The organism is Paraburkholderia sp. MM6662-R1 (assembly GCF_050436245.1).
Classification (GTDB): Bacteria; Pseudomonadota; Gammaproteobacteria; order Burkholderiales; family Burkholderiaceae; genus Paraburkholderia; species Paraburkholderia tuberum.
The window spans coordinates 243,846-264,285 of record NZ_JBNDLV010000002.1 but is presented as its reverse complement, the minus strand read 5'-3'; the positions used below and the strand labels follow the sequence as shown (position 1 = coordinate 264,285).

Sequence of the window (20,440 nt, the reverse complement as noted above, 5' to 3'; positions counted from 1 at the left end):
CGCCAGGAGCGAGAAGGCCGGAGCTCAAACTCCGGCCAGCACGCCTTCCCTTTACATCCTCACGATGGGGAAACCGAGCTCCTGGAGGAGCAATACTGAAATGAAACCGCTGTCATTGGTTAGCCATCACCTGTGCCCTTTCGTCCAACGTGCCGCAATCGTGCTTGGGGAGAAAGGGGTAGCATTTGATCGGGTCAACGTTGATCTGTCAGAGAAACCCGAATGGTTTCTGAAGAAATCTCCAACGGGCAAGGTACCTCTTTTGATCGCGTCGCGCCCCGACGGTGGTGAAGCTGTTCTCTTCGAAAGCACGGCGATATGCGAGTTCCTTGAAGAGTCGCAGGAAGGTCCGCCGTTGCACCCATCAAATGCCTTTGACCGCGCGCGCGATCGAGCATGGGCGGAGTACATCTCATCGATGTACGCGGACGTCTGGCTGATGCTCAACGCGAACGATATGGAAGTTTTTGAAAGCAAAAAAACCACATTCCGTGCAAAGATCCGTCAGATAGAGGGCGAAGTTTCCTCTGGACCGTACTTCAATGGCAAGTTTTTCAGCATGGTTGATGCTGCCATGGCCCCACTGAGTCGTTTTTTCGATTGTCTCCCTGCGGATCGTACGTCAGTATTTTTTGAATACGCTCCGAAGATTGAGAAGTGGCGACAAACGTTGAGGTCCCGACCCAGCGTTGCAGCAGCGGTGGGCGCCGACTACGCGGTCCGTTTTCGGGAGCAGCTTTCCAGGCAACATGCGCTGATCCTGCAATAGGTGCGTGGCTCTCGCCAAAACGCCGCAGCGTTGATTCAGTCGTAGATTGCGGGGACGAACCGAAAAATCGGATGCGCCGTCGTGAGCATGAAAGTTTGGCGCGACTGGAGCGGACGCCTGAGTGTCCGTTTGGACGCGATGCGGTCCGCCGTAGATGGCCGACTACGGCTCATGCGCTTTGCACTGTGGCGGGGAGCATCGTAGCGCGGCGCCCAGCAGAGTGTGGCCGAGACCGACGATTCGCAACCGGCCGAGCGTTGCGACACATTTACTGTCGCAACAGTGACAGATTTAACGCGGTCTACGTGTCAGTCGATCTCGGCCTCGCCATTCATCAGCACGACGACGTTTCGCTCGACGGCGCGCGAGCGGAAATAGACGCGGCCTTCGGGTTCGTCGAGTGTCCATATCTCGGTGCGTATGGTTTCGCCGGGAAACACAGGTGCGGAGAACCGTGCATAGAGCATCTTGAGACGTCCGGGGGCATAGCCGCAGACGTCGCGCAGAATTGCATGCCCCGCAATACCGTACGTCGCGAGGCCGTGAAGGATTGGCCGCTCGAAGCCGGCGGCCCGCGCCACTTCGGGATCGACGTGCAACGGATTAGGATCTCCATTGAGCCGGTAAAGCAGTGCAGCCTCGGGTCTAGTCGGTAAGTCGCAAACGATATCAGGCTCTCGTTCGGGGACGTTCGGCACGGGCGGCAGAGGGGGGTCGCCTGGCGGACCGTTCTCCGCAAAGCCGCCATCGCCACGACAGAAATTCAACTGCTCGACCTTCGCGAGGAGTCTGCCGTTGGTGGCATCGATGACATCCCTCTCCATCAGTACCTGTGCACCCTTGCTGCGCCCCTTGTCGACGATCGCTTTGACGCGTGTGCGGCCGATAATCGTGCCGGCTGGCGGTAATGGGGCGTAGAGGCGCACGCGCTGCTCGCCGTGCACGACCTTGACCCAGTCAATGCCGCTCTCGGGATTTCTCATCCACTGTCCCGGAAAGCCGAGAACCGCAGCCAGAGTCGGTGCGACCGACAGTGATGGGCCGTACGTATAGCTAAGCGCTCGGCGATCGAGCGGATCGACTCCGAAGCCGACACTGAGGGCATAAAGTACCGCGTCGCGTTCGCTGTAGTCCTGTCGGACATCGTCGAATCGCCAGGCTTTCAGCCCGTGATAGTCGATGGCCATGTCAAACTCCGTTGCCGATCGCCGTTGGCCTGCGCGGTATGGCCATAGCGAGTGTCATACCGGGTCCCAGCTGAATACATCGCCTGAACGCTCCATCGGAACGAATGAGGATTTGAGCGCCGGCATGCCGTGCTCGGCGATTGTCTCCGGGCTCCATCCTTCGCTGCGATGCACGGAACGCAGTGGGCGAGGCTGGCTCATCAAAAAGATTTCGTTGTTGCGCACGGTGAAAATCTGTCCGTTCACTTCACGAGCGGTGTCGCTTGCGAGGTAGACGGCAAGCGGAGCTATCTTCGCTGGTGTCATTTGCTTAATCTTTTCCACCCGCGCCGCTTGCTCCGGCGTGTCGGTCGGTATTGAGCTGATCATGCGGCTGAAAGCGAATGGCGCAATGCAGTTCGAGCGAACATTGAATTTTTCGAGGTCGAGCGCGATCGATTTCGAGAGCCCCGCAATGCCCATCTTCGCGGCGTTGTAGTTGGCCTGTGCGTAGTTGCCGATGAGCCCCGAGGTGGAAGTCATGTGCACGAATGCTCCGCCTGCCTGATCCTTGAAGTAAGGAGCGGCGGCCCGGCTGAGACTGAACGTGCCGTAAAGATGCACCTTCAACACGGCATCCCATTCCTCGTCCGACATCTTGTGGAAAAATCGATCGCGAAGAATGCCGGCATTGTTGACGACACAGTCGATTCGGCCGAATGCGTCGAGTGCCTGCGATATGATCCGTGCACCCGCGCCCTGGTCGGCCACGCTATCCGTGTTGGCGACTGCTTCACCGCCGAAGGCGCGAATCTCTTCAACGACGCTTTCGCCTGGCGTCGTATCGCGCCCGGTACCCTGAAGCGAGGCGCCGATATCGTTCACCACGACGCGCGCGCCATACCGTGCCATCAGCAACGCGATGTCGCGGCCGATGCCGCCGCCGGCGCCGGTGACGATCACCACTTTGCCAGCCATCAGATCTTTGTTTGTCATGCATGTCTCCATAGAACTGTCAGTGCCACAGGTGTGATGTGCGGGTGCTGCTACCTGCAGCGGGATCATCCATCACAGTGGAGCTCACCGACGTTCGCTGTCAACGCGTGAGGCAAAGCCTTCCGTACTTCAAAAGTGCATTGAGCGGGGCCGGAACAACAGGCGGTCCGGCGCCGAAGGATATTGGCGCTGCCGTCGTTGATGTCAAAGTACGGAACATGCCTGCAGATGTGATTGACGCTAACTGCTTTGAATCGGAGCATGAAGTCGTCAATGGACCCACACGAGCAACGACACCACCATGATTCGAGACATCGAAACGATGAATGCTCTGCGCGACAATATCGCGCGATTCGTACGAGAGCGCCTGATCCCCAATGAGGAACGGGTGGCCGAGACCGACGAGATTCCACAGGACATCATCGAAGACATGAAGGCGATGGGTCTCTTTGGCATCACGATTCCCGAGGAGTACGGCGGCCTGCAGTTGACGATGGAGGAGGAAGTTCTTGCGATGTTCGAGCTGGGTCGCGCTTCGCCCGCGTTCCGCTCGCTGATCGGCACGACGGTGGGCATCGGCTCGCAGGGGATTCTTCTTGATGGTACGCCAGAGCAAAAGGCGCGGTATTTGCCGCGGCTGGCTACAGGCGAGTTGATTGCATCGTTCGCGTTGACCGAGCCAGAGGCCGGTTCCGATGCTGCTTCATTGCGGGCTACCGCGATTCGTGATGGCGACGATTACGTCGTCAATGGTACGAAACGATTTATTACCAACGCGCCGCAGGCTGGCATTTTTACGCTTATGGCCCGGACCAACCCCGAAGACAAGCGCGCAAGCGGCATTTCGGCATTCATAGTCGAGGCAGGCGCGTCGGGCATCAGCTTCGGCAAGCGCGACAAAAAGATGGGGCAGCGAGGCGCACACACCTGCGACGTGATATTTGAAAACTGCCGCGTACCGGCTGCCAACCTGATCGGCGGCATTGAAGGTAACGGATTCAAGACTGCGATGAAGGTGCTGGATAAGGGCCGGATTCATATTGCTGCCATATGCGTGGCCGTCGCGCAGCGGATGCTTGACGATGCGTTGCGCTATGCGATGGAGCGTAAGCAGTTCGGTCAGCCGATCGCTGACTTCCAGCTCGTACAGGCCATGCTGGCCGATAGTCAGGCCGAGCTCTACGCGGCGCGCTGTATGGTACTCGACGCGGCGCGGCGTCGCGACGAGGGGAAAAAGGTCAGCACCGAGGCCTCCTGCGCGAAGCTCTTCGCTTCGGAAATGTGCGGGCGTGTGGCTGACCGGGCAGTCCAGATTCATGGCGGGGCAGGTTATATGAGCGAGTACGGCATTGAACGCTTTTATCGCGATGTGCGGCTCTTTCGCATTTTCGAGGGAACGAGCCAGATCCAGCAACTTGTGATTGCTCGAAACATGATCCGGGAAGCGGAACATTAATCAGTTGGAGCCGGCATGGCCGGCGATGCGTGCCAGGCGGAAACGGAGCGGGCGGGGCGGCAGCCCCGAGCAACCGAATGGTTTCCGTGGCGGTGGAGATGCAAATGGAAAGCGCGAGAAGGTCGTTACGTGAGGTAGTTGAAAGTTGGCTCTCACCGAACAGAGCGATACCGGTCCGAGTACGTTTATTCAGACTTTCGAGCTTGGCGTGCGGGCGTTACGTGCGCGTCGAAGCGAAAGCGGCAACGGGCCTCGTAGCCATCTGTTTCTTTCGGCACGAGGACGGCTCCTGGTGCGTGTTCCCGCCAGGACCGCGGCGCCCGGCCATGCGGGTTTCCTAGCCGGAACGCTCCGTCAGGAAACGCCGGAACATCTGTTCCGCACTCGGGCGAGAGAACGGCAAGCGCTATCAATCGTTTGCGACGGAGCGGGGACGGGTATCCCCGAATGGCCAAGGCCTCGAATAGCGCGATACTTCCGATGTACGGAACGTTGACGCAAGATCATTGACGAGCTGCGCCATCGATTCGTTAGATGCATTGTTGAACACCGAGTACCGAACAGGTTGTCTGCCCTCCGACCCGTATGCTTGTTACGGCATTCACTTGACTATAAACGGGGTGATCAATGTCATTGCGCACACATCATGGCGACGCATCTGTCGCCGCGCGGGAAGAGGCGGGGCTGGATGCTGCAGCGATGGAACGGGGGGCCGGTGCCCACGGTGCCTGTGGAGGAGCGATGGTCGTGCCCCTGGCACGAAGCATCGCGGTTCTGGCGGCCTTCAGGCCGCAGGAGCCATGGCTCGGCAATCAGGACATCGTGCTCGAGACAGGCATCCCGGCGCCGACCGTCTCCAGGATGCTGCGCTCGCTCCTGACGCTGGGGTACCTGCGCTATTCGCCGGAGCGGCGCAAATATCGCTTGTCGGCTTCCGTCTTGTCCCTCGGATACGCGGCAATCGCACATTCGAACGTCCAGCGTCTGGCCCGTCTCGGAATGCAGTCATTTGCGGATGCAAACGAAACCTATGTGGTGCTTGGGACGCGCGACCGTCTCGACGTGATCGTACTCGAAACATGCGCTGGCAAAGCGGCGTCAGTTGACCTTGGACTCTACGTCGGCACGCGTCTGAGTATCGCGTCGTCACCGATGGGATGGGCGTTGCTTTCGGCATTGCCAGAGCTGGAACGCTTCTATCTGCTTGGCAATATCGAGCGCAAGGCAGGGCGCGACTGGCCGCACCTGCGGCACCGCATCAGCGAGGGAATTTCGCAGGCGCTCAACACCGGTTATTGCGCGTCGCTGGGTGAATGGGAGCCTGAGCTCTCGATCGTCGCCGCACCGTTGACCATTCCCGACCATGCTCCACTCGTGCTCGCATGCATTGGTCATAGCGCACGCATGGGGCGCGCACGATTGGAGCGCGAATTGGCGCCTAGGCTTGTCGCCGCCGCACGTTCCTTGCAGGAAAAGGCGCTATTTGTTGACTGAGGAAAATATGACAAGCGCGAGCGATTCGCAAAACGTCACGCTCACCGTCGAGCGCGGCCTGGAAGTCCTGTGCGCATTCCGTGCGGAGCGAGCCCCGCTGTCAAACGCCGAGCTCGTCCGTCGAACGGGCCTCTCAAAGGCCACTGTGTCACGGTTGACATCGACGTTGATCCGCATCGGCTATCTACGGCGAGTCGGAGGCGGTCGTCAGTTCGAACTGGGACCGGGATCGCTCAGCATCGGCTACGCCTATCTCGAGGCGAACCCTGTTACGCACCGCGTCAATCCATTCATGCAGGAACTAGCGGACAAACTTGATGTATGCGTTGCGTTGGCGGTGCCCCACCAGCTGAATATGCTTTACATCGCTTGTCGAACCAGTGCAAGAATCGCCACGCTTCGGCTCGGCGTAGGCACGGTGCTTCCGATGGAATCGACCTCCGTTGGTCGTGCTTATCTTTATGCGCTCCCACCGGACGAGCGCCGCGCTCGCATGACCGCTATCCTGAATGCAGCCGGCGGCGCCGCGGCAACTGTGCGCAATGGTATAGAGGTGGCTTTTGATGATCTGCGGGAGTCTGGTGTATGCATGTCGGTCGGAGAGTATCAGCGCAACGCCTATGGGATAGCACTGCCAATCCACGTCGGGCGGTCGCGCACGTTGATGGCGTTGAGTTGCGGCGCTGTAGAACTTGAACCACATATGGCGGCAATTCGTAAAAAGGTGATACCGGCGCTAAAGTTGGCCGCGCATAAAGTCCCAGAATTGCTTGCTGACATCGACTGTGAACCTTGACACTTATCGTGTGTCGCGCGCTGTTAGCGCACGAGTTATCAGGCCGCCGGCTGCATTGGGATTAACGCCCATGGCGATCGAGCCGGCCCCGGCACAAACTAGCGGAGGCAGGGCAAACCAGGCGACAACATCATGATTCCCTCTGCGTTAATGATTCCACGGCAATGAGCTCTTTTAACAGACTTTATTTCATCCGGCAGGTTGATCTCTTCACGCTGCGGCTTTTCTTGTCGGCCGTCGAAGAGCAGCAGATCGGGCGTGCGGCAATCCGGGAGAACATTGCTGCCTCGGCCGCGACGAAACGAATCCAGGACCTCGAAGAGATCGCGGGCGTAAAGCTCCTCGAGCGCAGCCCGAAGGGGGTGGTACCGAGCCCGGCGGGCGAAGTACTCCTGCGATACATCCGGACAGTTTTTTCCAAGCTCGATGATACGAGAGCGGAAATTGCCGGATTCTGTGAAGGGGTGCGTGGCGCCGTAACCATTGCCTCCGCGCGTTCGATTATTGCTCCGTTCCTGGCCCGGGAACTGGGTGAGTACGTGCGCGAATTTCCGCTCGTCGATCTGGTCGTGCATGAGGTCGAGAATGCCCGGATCGTGCAGGATGTAGCGCAGGGTGAAGCCGACATTGGTGTGTTCGCGGCGGCGCCTGGACTCGAACTGGACGGCCTCGATATCGTCCCGTACCGCAAAGACCGCATGGTCGTCGTCGTACCTGCAGGGCATCCGCTAGCCCACCGGCAAAGCGTCACATTCGAAGACCTCCTTCCGGAAAATGTCATCGTCGCCGGCGCGATGCTGAGCGGTTTTCGGGAAGCGGCGAAACGGCTTGGGCGCGAATTCAAACCAAAATACAGTGTGCAGAGCGCGGGCGTCGCGATCAGCCTGGCGCAGGCAGGCCTCGGCGTGACTGTGCAGCCTGAATGTCTGCTCGACTTCAAGCTATTTAATGAAGTTGCGGCGGTGAACTTTGCGGAGCCGTGGGCCAACCGCTCGATCCACATCGCGACGGCGAGGGGCCGCGCGATCGGGCCCGCAACCGGTATGTTGCTCAAGCAGTTGCTGGATCGGCCCCCAGAGGTGCCGGCCGCCGCTCAAAGATAACTCGCTGACGAAGCGTAGCGGCATCGAGCACACGCATTCGCCGGCAGCGAATCGAAACTTCGTAAATCTCAAGTTGGCGCCCCTGACCGAAGCGCTTAGGCTTCGAGTCAATGTATGGCGTTAAAAGAGAGAACGAGGAGACATCAGATGAAGCTTCGAGCCAAGCTGGCTGCCGCGTTGCTTGCCAGCACAATCGCAGGGCCAAGCCTGGCCCAGTCGCCGCAGCCCTGGAAGTTCGCAGCGTTGTTGCCCCTCACCGGTGTCAACGCGGGGTACAGTCTCGACCTCAAACTGGGTTATGAGATCGCCGTAGAAGACATCAATCATAGCGGGGGGATCGAGGGACGGCCCGTTCAGTTGACGATGATGGACACACAAAGCAACCCCGGACAGGTTGCCACGTTGATCAGGCAAGCCTGCAATGATGCACTGATCGTGGTTGGCCCTGCCTTGTCGCATGAGGCACAGGTAGGTTTCCCGGTCGCCAACAGCATGCAATGTCCCGCGTTCGCGCCCGCAGCTCCCGCTATCGGTCTTACGGCATCTAACCGCCCATGGGCATTCTCGTTTGCCACGCCTGTCAACGTGACCACCCCGGTCGCGATCGACTTCATCACGAAAAAGCTCAAGCCAAAAAAGGTGGCGTTGATTGTCGAGAAGGAGGACAACGCGGCGACCTCTTACGCTCAACTCATCGTCAAGGCATTGGCACACGACAGCATCCCGGTCGACACGCTGTCCGTTTCGAGTAAGGACGTCGATTTCGGGCCGCAGATCAACCGCGCGGCGAGCGCCAACGCCGACCTCTTGATTCTGGCCACACTTGATCGATCGGCCGTGGGCCTGCTGAAAGAGTTGCGCAAATCCCGCTCAGGCGCACATGTGATGTTGACGCAGTCTGCATACAACGCGCTTGTAGGCTCATTGCCCCCCGATATCCTCGAAGGTGTCTACCGGTATGCCCAGGCGGATCTGGCTAGTTCGTCCGACCCGCGCGTGAAGGCGTTCATCAAAAAATACGAGAGCCGATCGGGCGGTCGCGCGCCATCATGGGTCGCGGCACTGCCCTACGACCTGATGATGATGACGAAGACGGTGATGGAGCGTGCCGAATTGAAGGGCGATGCCGCAAATCGCGCCTCGGATCGAAAGAAGTTCATTGAGACGCTGGCCGCGGTTCGTGACTGGACGGGTCTGACGGGGACCGTTTCGATGACGCCTGAGGGCTACGTCTTCAAGTTGCCTCAAGTGCTGGTATCGCACGGTGGCAAATGGGAACTGGTCAAGGACTGAGGGGAGTGTCATGATGGGCGCGTTAGGCCAGAGTTTCATCAACGGCATCACAATCGGCAGCAGCTATGCGCTAGTTGCAGTGGGCTTCACCCTTATATTCGGAGTACTGCGGGTAGTTTACCTGTCACATGCAGCTGTGCTCGCAGCATGCGCTTATATCGGATATGGCGTCATCGAAGTCACGAATAGCGCAGTCGCTGCAATTGTAGTTGCGACGCTTGCCGGAGCTGTCCTGGGTGTGGTGATCGAACGGATCGCCATCCGCCCGGTTCGAGGTCAGAATCACTTGATCCCGATGGTGACTTCCATATCCGTCGCAATCATCATCGAAGAAACGCTGCGTCTGACGGTGCTCTCCGGCCAGCCGATTTCCTACCCAGACACCTTTGCATCGACCGTCATTCGCCTGCACGTGGGCGGCGCAGAACCATACTTCACCGTCGGCCAGGTATTGATTTTTGCCCTGACATTCGCGCTCGTCTTGACGCTCAGGGTTGTCGTGCAGCGTACTTGGGTCGGCCGTGCGATGCGTGCCGTCGCCGATTCTGAAGATGTCTCCTCGCTGGTTGGTGTGCGCGTGAACGCCACCTCTGCCAGGACGATGGCGCTGGCTTCGATGCTTGCCGGAGCGGCAGGCGTCCTGCTGGCGCTGTCGATTGGAGCGATCGATGCGCATTTCGCCGAGCCGCTGCAATTCAAGGCATTGGCGATCGTACTCTTTGCTGGGCTGGGCAGTATTCCGGGCGCGGTGGTGGGTGGCTACCTGCTAGGTTTCGTCGAGGCGTTCGCGGCGGGCTACCTGGATACGTCTTATCGCGACCTCTTCGCGTACGTTTTGATGATCGCCATCCTCATGATGCGGCCACAAGGGTTGTTCGGCCGACGCCTGACACAACGGGTTTAATATGGCCGCTTCCGCCTTCGAGGCTTTCGTCACGCTCCAGTGCATCCTGTGCATTGCCGCGCTTGGCCACTACTTGCCGCTCTCGATGAAGCAGCTCGATCTTGGCATCGCCGGGTATATGTCGATCGGTGCGTATACGAGCGCTCTCCTGACTCGCGATTACCACGTCACGTTCGAGCTTGCGCTGGCGGGCGGGGCGGGGATGGCCGCCGTCGGCGCGCTCGTCGTCGACTCGCTGGCGACGCGCGTCCGGCTGAGCGGATTTGCCTACGCCGTCTTCAGTCTTAGTTTCGCGGAGTCACTGCGCATCATTTTGAACAACACAGAAGCGGTCGGTGCGACGCTCGGCTTCGCGCAGATCCCACCGAACACGACGCTGGCACAGTCCGCCGGCATTCTCGTCCTGATCGTAGCAGGGTTCTGCGTGCTCGATCGGACTCGGCTCGGAAGACTGAAGACGGCGATTGCGGATGACGAATTCATCGTGCCTCAGCTTGGTATTCCGGTCGTTGCGACCAAGCTCACGGTCTTCGCACTGGGTGGCGGCTTGGGCGGGCTCGCGGGCGGCCTTTACGCGCACTACGTGCTGTTCATGCGTCCGGACGATTTCGGGTTTGCGTTGCTGATAGCGATTCAGTTGCCGATCGTCTTTGGCGGTCTTGATCGTTTCTGGGGTGCACTGGCCGGTACGCTGTTGCTCGCCGCGATACCGGAACTCCTTCGCGAACTCGGTCAATTCCGACTGCTTTTCACAGCCGGCGCGACGCTGTTGTTGCTGATCATACGTCCAGGAGGGTTGCTGACGCACGGCGCGATCGCGTCACTCTCGTCTGTTGTCGAACGAGTTGCATCAGGGATATACAGGCGGCTTCACACGAGAGGGGAACCCCGATGACGACTTCTGCATTGACGCCATCCATTCCGCTCGATACGTCGGTGACTTGCATGGCTAGCCGCTCCTTGCTGTCGATCGATAAGGTTAGCGTCGCATTCGGCGGCGTGAAAGCATTGTCTAACGTCTCGATCGACATTCCTGCCGATCGCGGCATCGACGCCATCATCGGGCCGAACGGGGCCGGCAAGACGACACTGTTCAACGCGTTGACAGGCGTGGTGCGCCCGAACCATGGACGCGTCCTCCTGCAAGGAAACGACATCACTGGCCTGCGCCAGGACGATATATACCGGCGTGGGCTCTCGCGCACTTTTCAGGGCGTCCGGCTCTTCGAGCATCTCAATATCGAGCAGAACGTCTTGCTCGCTGCGCGGTCCGTGCGCGGTCAGCAAGAACGCACGCGAGGCAAGCTGTTGCCGGGATGGTGGGAGTCAGCCGAAAGCCGCGAGCGAGCACACGCAGCGCTTGATCGTGTAGGCCTCGCGGTCGCCATGCGCAGGCGTCGTCCCTCGCAGCTCACGCTCTGGGAAAGCCGAATGGTCGAAATTGCACGCGCCCTTAGTTCTGAGCCGGCGGTATTGCTGCTCGATGAGCCGGCTGCGGGTCTGAATGCTGTGGAGAAGGCGCGTCTCGGTGACCTTCTGCTGCGTATCGTTGCGGAAACCGGGTGCCACCTCGTCATAGTGGAACACGATATGACCTTGCTGATGTCCATTGCCGAGCATGTCTGGGTCCTGAATTTCGGATCGCTCCTTGCGAGCGGCACCCCGGCGCAGGTGCAGGCTGATCCGCTCGTTCACGAAGCCTATCTCGGCAGCCCGAAGGAGGGTGCGCGATGACGACGCTTCTCGAGGTGGATGACCTCCATTGCGGCTACGGTCGCGCAGACGTCATTCACGGAATCAGCTTAGAAGTTCATGCCGGCGAGACCGTCTGCCTGATCGGACCGAATGGCGCAGGAAAGTCGACCTTGATGAAGGCGATTGCCGGCGCGGTTCGACCGAGATCCGGGCGCATTGTCTTCGCGCATCGCGATATCACGAAGGCACCCACGCATGAGCGCGTGGAAGCGGGGATTGCGCTCGTGCCCGAGGGGCGTGGGCTCCTGCCGTCGTTGACGGTCGAGGAGAACCTGCTGCTCGGGGCGTATGTCAGACGCCGCGATTCCGATGTGCGCGACCATATGCGGCAACTGATGGACCAGTTTCCCGTGCTTGGTGCTCGCCGCTCACAGACGGCGACCACGCTGAGCGGCGGCGAGCAGAAGCAACTCGTGATTGCACGTGCGTTGATGAGCCGCCCTAGCATGCTGATTCTGGATGAGCCGTCGTTCGGCGTAGCCCCGCTCATCGTGGCTGCGATCTTCCGTACTATCGAGGAGCTGCGATCTGCCGGCATGACAATTCTGCTGGTCGAGCAGAATGCAAGCATAGCGTTGCAAGTGGCCCAGCGTGGATATGTGATCGAATCCGGCCGCTGTGCACTGTGCGGCACCGCCACGGAACTGCGGGACAGCAGCGTCATACAGGAGGCGTATCTTGGCGCAGCGACATGATGTGCGCGCGGGGTGAATCGCTAACCGGCATTGCCGTCGCTCTGGGCTTTCAGGTACGAACTGTCGTTCCTGCTATCGAGCAGGCCGTTTTGCGAGTGCGAGGAAAAAGGCAAATTGCGCAGTCGCCGTCGCGATGACGAGGACCAACAGCGCTGAAAACGCGGGGCTCGGGCCAAGTGCTGCGACAGTAGTACACACCGCACCCACCGCATATTGGATGCAGCCGCACAATCCTGCTGCTGAGCCAATCAACCGGTCATTGACGCTCAGCGCATTCGCGAGCGCGACGGGATTCACCATGCCAGAGCCGCAGGTGAAGAGGACGATGCCGCAAACCACAGTCCGCACATCGAGCCGGCCAAGCAGCAGGATACAAAGGAGCGTGAAGGCACAGACAAAACTGATTGTGCAACCCACGCGCATCAAGGACACGGGGCATACGCGTTTTGCCAGCTTGACTGTGATGACGTTGCCGATCGCCATCCCGGCGATCATGAGCCCCATGTAAATCCCGACCAGATGCAACGGAAGATGTAATTCGTTGACAAGAATGAACGGTGCTGCCGACAGAAACGCATAGATCGAAAACGTTGCGAGGCCGTTACCAACGGCGAACCCCATAAATCTGGCGGACCCGAGCAGTGCGCTGTAATCGGCCACAAGATTTGCCGCATCGGTTCGGTGCGCGGCACGGCGCGTTTCGGGTAATAGTTTCCACGCAACCGCAAGCGTGAACGCCCCAGTAAGCGACAGCAGGGCGAACATGATGCGCCATCCCCACGCCCCGGCGACGAAACCCCCGATCATGGGAGCGAAGCCGGGACTCATGACGACCATTAGATTGAGCAGTGCAAGTTGCGATACTGACGAGCTGCCGTCTGACGTATCGCGGACAATCGCGCGGCCCAGCGCCACGCCGGCGCAGCTGCCAAGGGCTTGCACCAGGCGTCCAAAAAGGAGGCACGAGAGATTCGGGGCGAGCGCGATGATCAGTCCGCCCACGACGTACACGATGAGCCCGATCATCAGCAGCGGACGGCGGCCGAACGAATCCGATAATGGCCCGTATATGAGCTGGCCTACGGCCAGCCCGATGATATAGATGCTGATAGCCATCTGCATCTGGCCCGCTTGCGCGTGAAGCGACTGAGCGGCATCTGGCAGCGCGGGCACGAACATGTGCATGGCCATGGTTCCACCCAACGCGATCAGTACCAGCACCCAGAAGGGCGGCGCTATCCTTGGAATTGAATCGACGCACTCCGAACTCATTGCAGTCCTTTTTCGTTGCACCCGGCTTGTACTTCGATAAGAAGCCACCGTTGAGAATTACGGTGTGGGGTCCCGGAGTCAACCGGGCGGTGCGACCTGTTCCGTACTCTGGAGCAATAGGCTCTATGACGGATTACTTTATGTTTTGGCGCCCGCCGTTCGCAGCCAGCGAATTGCGGATTCGTCATTCTCAAATTGGCCCCGGATGTCCGAGCGCCTACGATTGCTCTAATGGGTGTGCCATTTGTTGCACCGAAGCGTAGCCCAGCGTTAAAAAGTGAGTGCCAATTTTCCTCTTGTTGCGACATCCATGCGGCAATGATCGTAGGTAATCCCCATCCATTCATTCGTAACCGAGGATTTAAATGACAAGCACCCCGACGCCTGATGCCAGCCGGATTCTCGCGGACTATGTGGCCAGCACGCGGTTCGAGGATTTGCCGCCTGCCGCACTGAAGAGCACCAAGCGATCCATCTTCGACACGGTAGGTGTGATGCTCGCGGGCGGCGGTCCGCATGCCAACGCGCAACATATCGTGCACATGCTCGCGCAATGGGGCGGCACGCCGAGCGGGACTGTTATCGGGCATCCGATGCGCCTGCCGGCTCCCCACGCAGCGTTCGCCAACGCATCGATGGCACATCAATATGATTTCGATGACGCACACGATGAAGCCGTGGCGCATCTCACTGGGACTACCCTCGCCGCCGCGCTGGCCGTGGCGGAGGAACGACCCGGAACCAGTGGGCGAGAACTGATTTCCTCGGTACTTCTTGGCAACGAGGTCATATGCCGCGTCGGCCTGGCAGTAAAGGGATCGCTCTATGACTACGTTTGGCTATGGCCGGCAATCGTCGCGATCTGGGGCGCGACGTCGGCCGCGGCGAGGGCGCTGGGATTCAACGCCGATCAGTTGCAATCCGCCTACGGCTTGACACTTCACCAGACAGGCAGCACGTTGCAATGCCTTTACGGCCCGGGGTCGGATGTACGTGGTCTTCGGGATGGTTTCTCCGCGCGTAACGGCGTCACCGCGGCATTCATGGCTGAGGCTGGTCTACGCGGAGACCCGGACGCGCTTGACGGTCGATTCGGCTTCTTTGGCGCTTTTTTCCGCGGCGAATACGACCGCGCACGCTTGCTCGACAGGCTAGGTCAAGACTACAAGACGGAAGGGATCACAATCAAGGCTTGGCCCTCAGCTCGCGAGACGCATGCAACATTGCAGGCACTCGTCGAAGTTCGCGACCAGCACGGCGTCGATCCACAAGCGATCGAAAAGGTCGTCTTGCGTGTTGGAGCGACCAACCTGCGATTCTGCGAACCTGCCGCGCAGCGGCGCCAGCCCACGCTCAGGATCGATGCGCTTTGCAGCCTCCCGTTCTGTTCTGCTGTGGCGCTCCATCATGGAAGCGTGCGGCTCGGGGCGTTCTCGGAGGAGGGTATGCGCGATCCGCGCGTACTGGAACTTGCCGAGCGAATTACGTGGGAGGCAGATGACGAGCGCTCCCATGACGGCACGATCGAAGGCGGCGATGTGGCTGTGTACCTGCGCAGCGGCGAATGCTACCGGCATACTGTCCGCCATGCCATTGGCCACCCCGATTTCCCAATCTCAGAAGAACTGCTCGTGCGCAAGTTCATCGACTGTGCCGCGCTATCGGCGCACCCGCCGGGCGAAGCGGAGGTACGCCGGTTCTGGGAACTGGTGCAGAACCTCGAAAACATCGAGGTTAGCGAATTTTCTGCAGCGGTTCGTTCGCTGAGCACCGCCTCCCAGCCGGTTTGATAATCCGGTCATGCTTTCGCGGCTGCGAATATGTCGCGGCCACGCAGGCTGCCATTCCAGATTGGATAAGCATGAATGTGAACAGGAATCACATGATGGGCCGCGATCTGCAAGGCCGAGGCAAGGTCCCCGATGTAAGGGCCGTCGTGGAGGACCCACAAAGCGTCTATACGGCGATCGAAACGCGCTTTTGCTGCCGTGCGTTCTTGCCGGAGCCAGTGGAGCGGGAGACTATTGAGCGCATCTTGCGCACTTGCAGTTGGTCGCCATCGGGTTCCAATACTCAGCCGTGGAAAGCCTACGTCGTGCGAGGTGCGAGCCGCGATGCACTCGTAAGCAAAGTGTGCGCCGCCCACGACGCGCTACGCGACGATCCGTCGCTCGCTTCGGTTTACCAGGAAGACTACCCCTACTATCCGTCTGAATGGACGTCACCGTACATCGAGCGGCGGCGCGCGACAGGTTGGGGGCTCTACGGCGCGCTGGGTATCGGGAAGGGCGACCGGGACAGAATGCACGCTCAACACCAGCGGAACTACAAGTTCTTCGACGCACCCGTCGGCCTCTTCTTCACCAATGAAAAGGTGATGGCCCAAGGCGCACTTATGGATACCGCGATGTTCGTGCAGAGCGTGATGATCGCCGCGCGTGGGGAGGGGCTGCACACTTGCGTGCAGGCGGCATGGAATCCATTCTCGTCAATTGTCCTGCCGCACCTCGGTGCGATCGACGAGCGGCTGGTCTGCGCGCTTTCGCTTGGCTATGCAGACGTCGGTGCGGCCGTGAACGAGTACCGTCCTCAGCGGGAGGATCCGAGCGTCTTTTCGCGCTGGCTGGATTAGGAGCGAACCAGGGGCGGGGCGTTGTGCTCTGCGCCATCTTTGCCATGTTCGCGACGGTCGTTGCGGTTTGCCGGGCATCTCCGAACCGTCTATCGCCCGGCTACGGGTCCGCGCTGCCCGTTTTTCACGCGCCGTTCATGAGCATGCGAGCCTCACGCTCTAACGCGTCACGGTGTAGAGGATCGGCGATGGCGATCATGCGTGGAATGCGCTGGGCGATCGACAAACCGCGCAGGTCGGCAGTTCCATGCTCGGTCACGATCACGCAGGCGTCGCTGCGAGCCACGGTTACCGGGCCTGACAGCGACGCAACGACACGGCTTCGCGTCCCGGCGGTCGAAGGCAGTGCGACGATAGGCACGCCGCCGCGGCTGCGTTGCGCGGCGCGCAGGAAATCCCCAATGCCGCCGACCCCACCCACGTAGGTCGTCCCCGCGACTTCCGCATTGATTTGACCGGTGAGATCTACCTCGATGGCCGAGTTGATGGCGACGAAGCGTTCTATGCTGGCCAACACTGCCTGATCGTGCGTATATTCCGTTCCCCGCAGTTCGAGAGAGGGATTACGGTGGGCGAAGCGGTGCAAGGCGGCTCCGCCGATCAGCACGCCACCGATGGTTAGACCCGCGTCGATGCTTTTGCAAGCATTGGTCACGACGCCGGCTTCGCATAGCTGAGCAAACCCTTCGCCGATGCTGCCTGAATGCACGCCGAGTTCACGATGATTTTTCAGATTTGCGAGCACGGCGTCCGGAATCGTCCCAATACCGGTCTGCAGCGTGGCGCCGTCTTCAACGAGGCTGGCGACATGCCTTCCAATCTCCGCTTCGACGCGGCCCGGCAGCGGTCGCGCAGACGAAGGCAGTGGCGAAGTCGACTCTACGAGTTGGGCGAAGTCTTGCTCGCGCAGATAGGGTCCACCGTACGTCCACGGGACATCCGGATGTATCTCGCCGATGATGCTCCTCGCATGCCGGACAGCCTCGACGAGATACTCCCGAGCGAGTCCCAAGCTGTAACGCCCCAAGCCATCCGGGGGGGAAACCTGAACAAATACGACATCGGCGCGCAATTCGCCACTGCGAATCAGCCGCGGCAGTTGCGAGTAGTGGACGGGAAGGATATCGAGCACGCCAGCCTGTGCAAGCTTGCGGTTTGCACCCGTCCCGCAATACGCAAGGAAGTCGAAGCTGTCGGCATGCGCTGGCTGCAGAATGTCTGCTGCCCCGATGCCGAGAAACAAACGCAGCCGCCCCAACGCTCGTCGCTGCTCGACGAGCGCGCGAATGAGTGTTACCGGTTCGGCGTGCGCTTGCCCCCACAGCAGGGCGTCGCCGGGACGGATCGTTGCGCTCAGGTCTGGGAGGGAGCGGTGCAGGTTCACGGCGGTTTTGGCGGGTTCCATTGCCAGCCAATGTAGTTCGCGTGCGACGCCGCGCCAAATGATCAATTTCGAACCAACGCTTCTGCGGCGGCGAAGTTCGGATTCGGCCACCAATCGGGAAGCAACATTTTCGACGTACGGAACGTGGCTGCGATCGCGTTGACGCGATGGAGGGGAGGCTCTCAGAATGGCTGTCGGAGCCGTCATGCTGCATGACGCTTACATCCGGCGTACGGGGCGCATTGATGTCCTCCGGACTACTCGGTCGATCGGCCTCGTTAAATGTCGGCACGATCGCCACGGTAGACGCCTGCATCAGGCTACCCCGTCAGTTAAATCGAAGTAGGGAGAGCACCATGTCGGATCAACAGACAAGCCTGGGGGCCTATACATCGTACTCGAGCCTGGCGTTCGATCGCCCGGCACGTGGTGTGCTGCGTATCACCTTGAATCGCCCAGATAAATTGAATGCGCTGGATGCGCGCGGACACGATGAACTCGCTCGCGTATGGCGCGACGCTGACGCAGACCCCGACGTCAGCGCCATCCTGCTTTGTGGGGCTGGGCGAGCATTCTCTGCTGGCGGCGATTTCGACGTGGTCGAGGAGATGATCGAGTCGTTCGACGCCCGCGTGCGAGTGTGGCGTGAGGCGAAAGAGCTCGTCTACAACATGATCAACTGCTCGAAACCAATCGTGTCCGCCATCCACGGTTCGGCAGTGGGCGCCGGCCTGGTTGCCGCGTTGCTTGCCGATATTTCCGTCGCCGCTCGTTCGGCGCGTCTTGTTGACGGACACACGAGGCTGGGCGTGGCCGCCGGTGATCATGCTGCCATCGTCTGGCCGTTGCTCTGCGGCCTCGCGAAAGCGAAGTATCACTTAATGCTTTGTGAGCCGGTGAGCGGGGAAAAGGCAGAGCAGATGGGGCTCGTCTCGATTGCCGTCGAGGACGACGAACTGCAGGACGAGGCGCTATCGATCGCCACGCGCCTCGCAAACGGCGCGCCCACGGCGATTCGCTGGACGAAATATGCCTTTAACAACTGGCTTCGCCAGGCGGGGCCGATCTTCGACGCATCGCTTGCACTCGAGATGTTCGGTTTTGGCGGTCCGGAGGTGCGGGAGGGCGTCTTGTCCTTTCGCGAGAAGCGGCCACCCGAGTTCCCCACGGCGACGCCTGTTTCGCCGACCGCCAATTCATAGACAGGAATATTGAAATATGCCGAAGGTTCTCGAAGGAATCCGTGTCCTTGATTTTGGTCGGTACATCGCGGGTCCATTCTGCGCTGCATTGCTCGCCGACTTCGGCGCCGACGTGATTCGCATTGATCGGGTAGGCGGGAGCGAAGACCGGTTCGTCATGCCGGTGACGGAAACAGGCGAGGGCGCGCTATTCTTGCAATGCAACCGAAATAAGCGATCCCTGACGCTTGATATCGATCGCCCCGAGGGGCGTGAGGTGGTTCGACGGCTCGTCGGCACTGCGGACGTCGTTATCGCGAATATGCCGCCGGCGACCATGACGAATCTGGGCCTCGACTATGAGTCACTGAGCGCACTCAAGCCCGACATCATACTGACGGCTTCCTCTGCATTCGGGACTCATGCCGACGCTGTCCACCGGCTCGGCTTTGATGGTGTCGGCCAAGCAATGAGCGGGGCAGTCTACATGTCAGGTACGCCGGACAATCCGGTAAAGTCGATGGTGCCTGTCGTTGATTTTGCTACCGCATTGTCATGTGCGCTGGGCACGGTCATGGCCTTATATGAGCGTCGCAATAGCGGGCGTGGGCAGGTCGTCGAGGCCTCTCTACTGCATACCGCTCTGACGTTTGCAAGCGGTGTGCTGATCGAGGAATCGGTCCTTGGTGTCAACCGGCAAGCGACCGGTAATCGGAGCCCAATATACGGTCCATCGGATATCTTTCGAGTCACGGATGGATGGATCATCGTTCAGGTTATTGGGCAGTCTTTGTTCAAGCGATGGTCGAAGATGATCGGCGCCCAGGAACTGCTTGAGGATCCGCGCTTCAGCGATGACCTGCTGCGCGGGCAGAACGGGGAACTGCTGAGCCAGATGATGGTGCAATGGTGTGCGTCCCGCTCGCGCGAGCAAGCGTTGGCTGAACTCGAAAAGGCCAAGATTCCGTCGGGCCCCGTCTATTCCCCGCGTGAAGCACTGGAAGACCCGGTGATTCGTGCGTCGCGTGCGTTCGACTGGATCGACTATCCCGGTCTTTCCCGTTCGGCTCCGGTCGTACTCTCACCGGCAAGATTGTCGCGTACGTCCCCCACGGTCGAATCGCGGCCTCCTATGATTGGCGAGCACACCGAAGAAATCTTGCTCGAAGCCGGCTACACGATGCCGGAAATTGCCGCGCTTCGCGAACTTGGTGTTGCCTGAGGCGGCAATTGCACCACGAACATCGACATGGGGAGCGGCACGCGCGTTTGGCGCCGATGACCGTCTTCCCGTGGCCACATACTAAAGGCATTCCCGCCGATCTCTGAGCGCTTGGCTCAGTCCACTACCAAGCACCATCTACTCCCACCTCTTGTTGTCGGATTACGCGCCCGTTTAAAGAGCGGGCTAAGCGTATGACGACCGCCTTGGATCGACCGTCCTTGTGGGGCACCGCAGATCGATTGCCGATAAGGATCGGCCCTTGGCGCGTGCCATCGCGGAACGTTCAACGGTTCAACGCGAGGAGGTCTTTGCTTCACGG

Annotated in this window: 18 protein-coding genes; 14 read left to right on the top strand and 4 right to left on the bottom strand. The window is 60.0% G+C overall.

Annotated features, from left to right (window positions below; translation table 11 throughout):
- Nucleotides 1-100: 100 nt before the first annotated feature.
- A complete protein-coding gene (locus tag OKW39_RS22340) occupies nucleotides 101-769 on the top strand; it encodes a glutathione S-transferase family protein (RefSeq protein ID WP_429563690.1) in 669 nt (222 codons plus the stop codon).
- A gap of 308 nt (nucleotides 770-1,077) precedes the next feature.
- Here OKW39_RS22340 and OKW39_RS22335 read toward each other — a convergent pair whose 3' ends face one another.
- Together OKW39_RS22335 and OKW39_RS22330 are read right to left on the bottom strand one after the other, a co-directional pair.
- Nucleotides 1,078-1,956 carry a MaoC/PaaZ C-terminal domain-containing protein gene (locus OKW39_RS22335; protein ID WP_429563689.1) on the bottom strand — a complete coding sequence of 293 codons (879 nt, stop codon included), beginning with the start codon at nucleotides 1,954-1,956 and terminating at the stop codon, nucleotides 1,078-1,080.
- 54 nt (nucleotides 1,957-2,010) lie between these two features.
- Nucleotides 2,011-2,931 carry an SDR family NAD(P)-dependent oxidoreductase gene (locus OKW39_RS22330; protein ID WP_429563732.1) on the bottom strand — a complete coding sequence of 307 codons (921 nt, stop codon included), beginning with the start codon at nucleotides 2,929-2,931 and terminating at the stop codon, nucleotides 2,011-2,013.
- Between the two features lie 301 nt (nucleotides 2,932-3,232).
- Between OKW39_RS22330 and OKW39_RS22325 the strand changes: the two genes are divergently transcribed.
- The 9 genes from OKW39_RS22325 (at nucleotide 3,233) to OKW39_RS22285 (ending at nucleotide 12,427) form a co-directional block, all read left to right on the top strand.
- Entirely contained in the window at nucleotides 3,233-4,387 is a 1,155-nt protein-coding gene (locus OKW39_RS22325) for an acyl-CoA dehydrogenase family protein (RefSeq protein ID WP_133665325.1), read from the top strand.
- Between the two features lie 741 nt (nucleotides 4,388-5,128).
- Nucleotides 5,129-5,881: an IclR family transcriptional regulator gene (locus OKW39_RS22320; protein ID WP_429563688.1), complete on the top strand. Its 753-nt coding sequence runs from the start codon at nucleotides 5,129-5,131 to the stop codon at nucleotides 5,879-5,881.
- Entirely contained in the window at nucleotides 5,874-6,677 is an 804-nt protein-coding gene (locus OKW39_RS22315; protein ID WP_429563687.1) for an IclR family transcriptional regulator, read from the top strand. The genes OKW39_RS22320 and OKW39_RS22315 overlap by 8 nt, the downstream gene beginning before the upstream one ends.
- A gap of 164 nt (nucleotides 6,678-6,841) precedes the next feature.
- Complete coding sequence (locus OKW39_RS22310; protein WP_133665323.1) at nucleotides 6,842-7,780, top strand: LysR family transcriptional regulator; 939 nt, start codon at nucleotides 6,842-6,844, stop codon at nucleotides 7,778-7,780.
- A 147-nt stretch (nucleotides 7,781-7,927) separates the two neighbouring features.
- The gene (locus tag OKW39_RS22305) at nucleotides 7,928-9,073 is read left to right on the top strand and encodes an ABC transporter substrate-binding protein (RefSeq protein ID WP_166656297.1); all 1,146 of its coding nucleotides are present in this window, start codon (nucleotides 7,928-7,930) and stop codon (nucleotides 9,071-9,073) included.
- Nucleotides 9,074-9,083: 10 nt separating this feature from the next.
- Entirely contained in the window at nucleotides 9,084-9,977 is an 894-nt protein-coding gene (locus OKW39_RS22300) for a branched-chain amino acid ABC transporter permease (RefSeq protein WP_133665321.1), read from the top strand.
- A gap of 1 nt (nucleotide 9,978) precedes the next feature.
- A complete protein-coding gene (locus OKW39_RS22295; RefSeq protein WP_133665320.1) occupies nucleotides 9,979-10,872 on the top strand; it encodes a branched-chain amino acid ABC transporter permease in 894 nt (297 codons plus the stop codon).
- Complete coding sequence (locus tag OKW39_RS22290; protein WP_133666915.1) at nucleotides 10,869-11,711, top strand: ABC transporter ATP-binding protein; 843 nt, start codon at nucleotides 10,869-10,871, stop codon at nucleotides 11,709-11,711. Before OKW39_RS22295 ends, OKW39_RS22290 begins: the two co-directional genes overlap by 4 nt.
- On the top strand, nucleotides 11,708-12,427 hold the full coding sequence (locus OKW39_RS22285) for an ABC transporter ATP-binding protein (RefSeq protein ID WP_133665319.1): 720 nt from the start codon (nucleotides 11,708-11,710) through the stop codon (nucleotides 12,425-12,427). Before OKW39_RS22290 ends, OKW39_RS22285 begins: the two co-directional genes overlap by 4 nt.
- Nucleotides 12,428-12,499: 72 nt before the next feature.
- Here the strand turns inward: OKW39_RS22285 and OKW39_RS22280 are convergent, their stop codons facing one another.
- Entirely contained in the window at nucleotides 12,500-13,699 is a 1,200-nt protein-coding gene (locus tag OKW39_RS22280) for a multidrug effflux MFS transporter (protein ID WP_133665318.1), read from the bottom strand.
- 365 nt (nucleotides 13,700-14,064) lie between these two features.
- Here OKW39_RS22280 and OKW39_RS22275 point away from each other — a divergent pair, with 365 nt between their 5' ends.
- A complete protein-coding gene (locus tag OKW39_RS22275) occupies nucleotides 14,065-15,489 on the top strand; it encodes an MmgE/PrpD family protein (RefSeq protein WP_429563686.1) in 1,425 nt (474 codons plus the stop codon).
- Between the two features lie 92 nt (nucleotides 15,490-15,581).
- On the top strand, nucleotides 15,582-16,331 hold the full coding sequence (locus tag OKW39_RS22270; RefSeq protein WP_429563685.1) for a nitroreductase: 750 nt from the start codon (nucleotides 15,582-15,584) through the stop codon (nucleotides 16,329-16,331).
- A 124-nt stretch (nucleotides 16,332-16,455) separates the two neighbouring features.
- Here the strand turns inward: OKW39_RS22270 and OKW39_RS22265 are convergent, their stop codons facing one another.
- On the bottom strand, nucleotides 16,456-17,736 hold the full coding sequence (locus OKW39_RS22265; protein WP_429563684.1) for an acetyl-CoA hydrolase/transferase family protein: 1,281 nt from the start codon (nucleotides 17,734-17,736) through the stop codon (nucleotides 16,456-16,458).
- Between the two features lie 335 nt (nucleotides 17,737-18,071).
- Between OKW39_RS22265 and OKW39_RS22260 the strand changes: the two genes are divergently transcribed.
- The gene (locus OKW39_RS22260) at nucleotides 18,072-18,917 is read left to right on the top strand and encodes an enoyl-CoA hydratase/isomerase family protein (RefSeq protein WP_133665316.1); all 846 of its coding nucleotides are present in this window, start codon (nucleotides 18,072-18,074) and stop codon (nucleotides 18,915-18,917) included.
- A gap of 16 nt (nucleotides 18,918-18,933) precedes the next feature.
- Nucleotides 18,934-20,118: a CaiB/BaiF CoA transferase family protein gene (locus tag OKW39_RS22255; protein ID WP_429443164.1), complete on the top strand. Its 1,185-nt coding sequence runs from the start codon at nucleotides 18,934-18,936 to the stop codon at nucleotides 20,116-20,118.
- The last annotated feature ends 322 nt before the right edge of the window (nucleotides 20,119-20,440 follow it).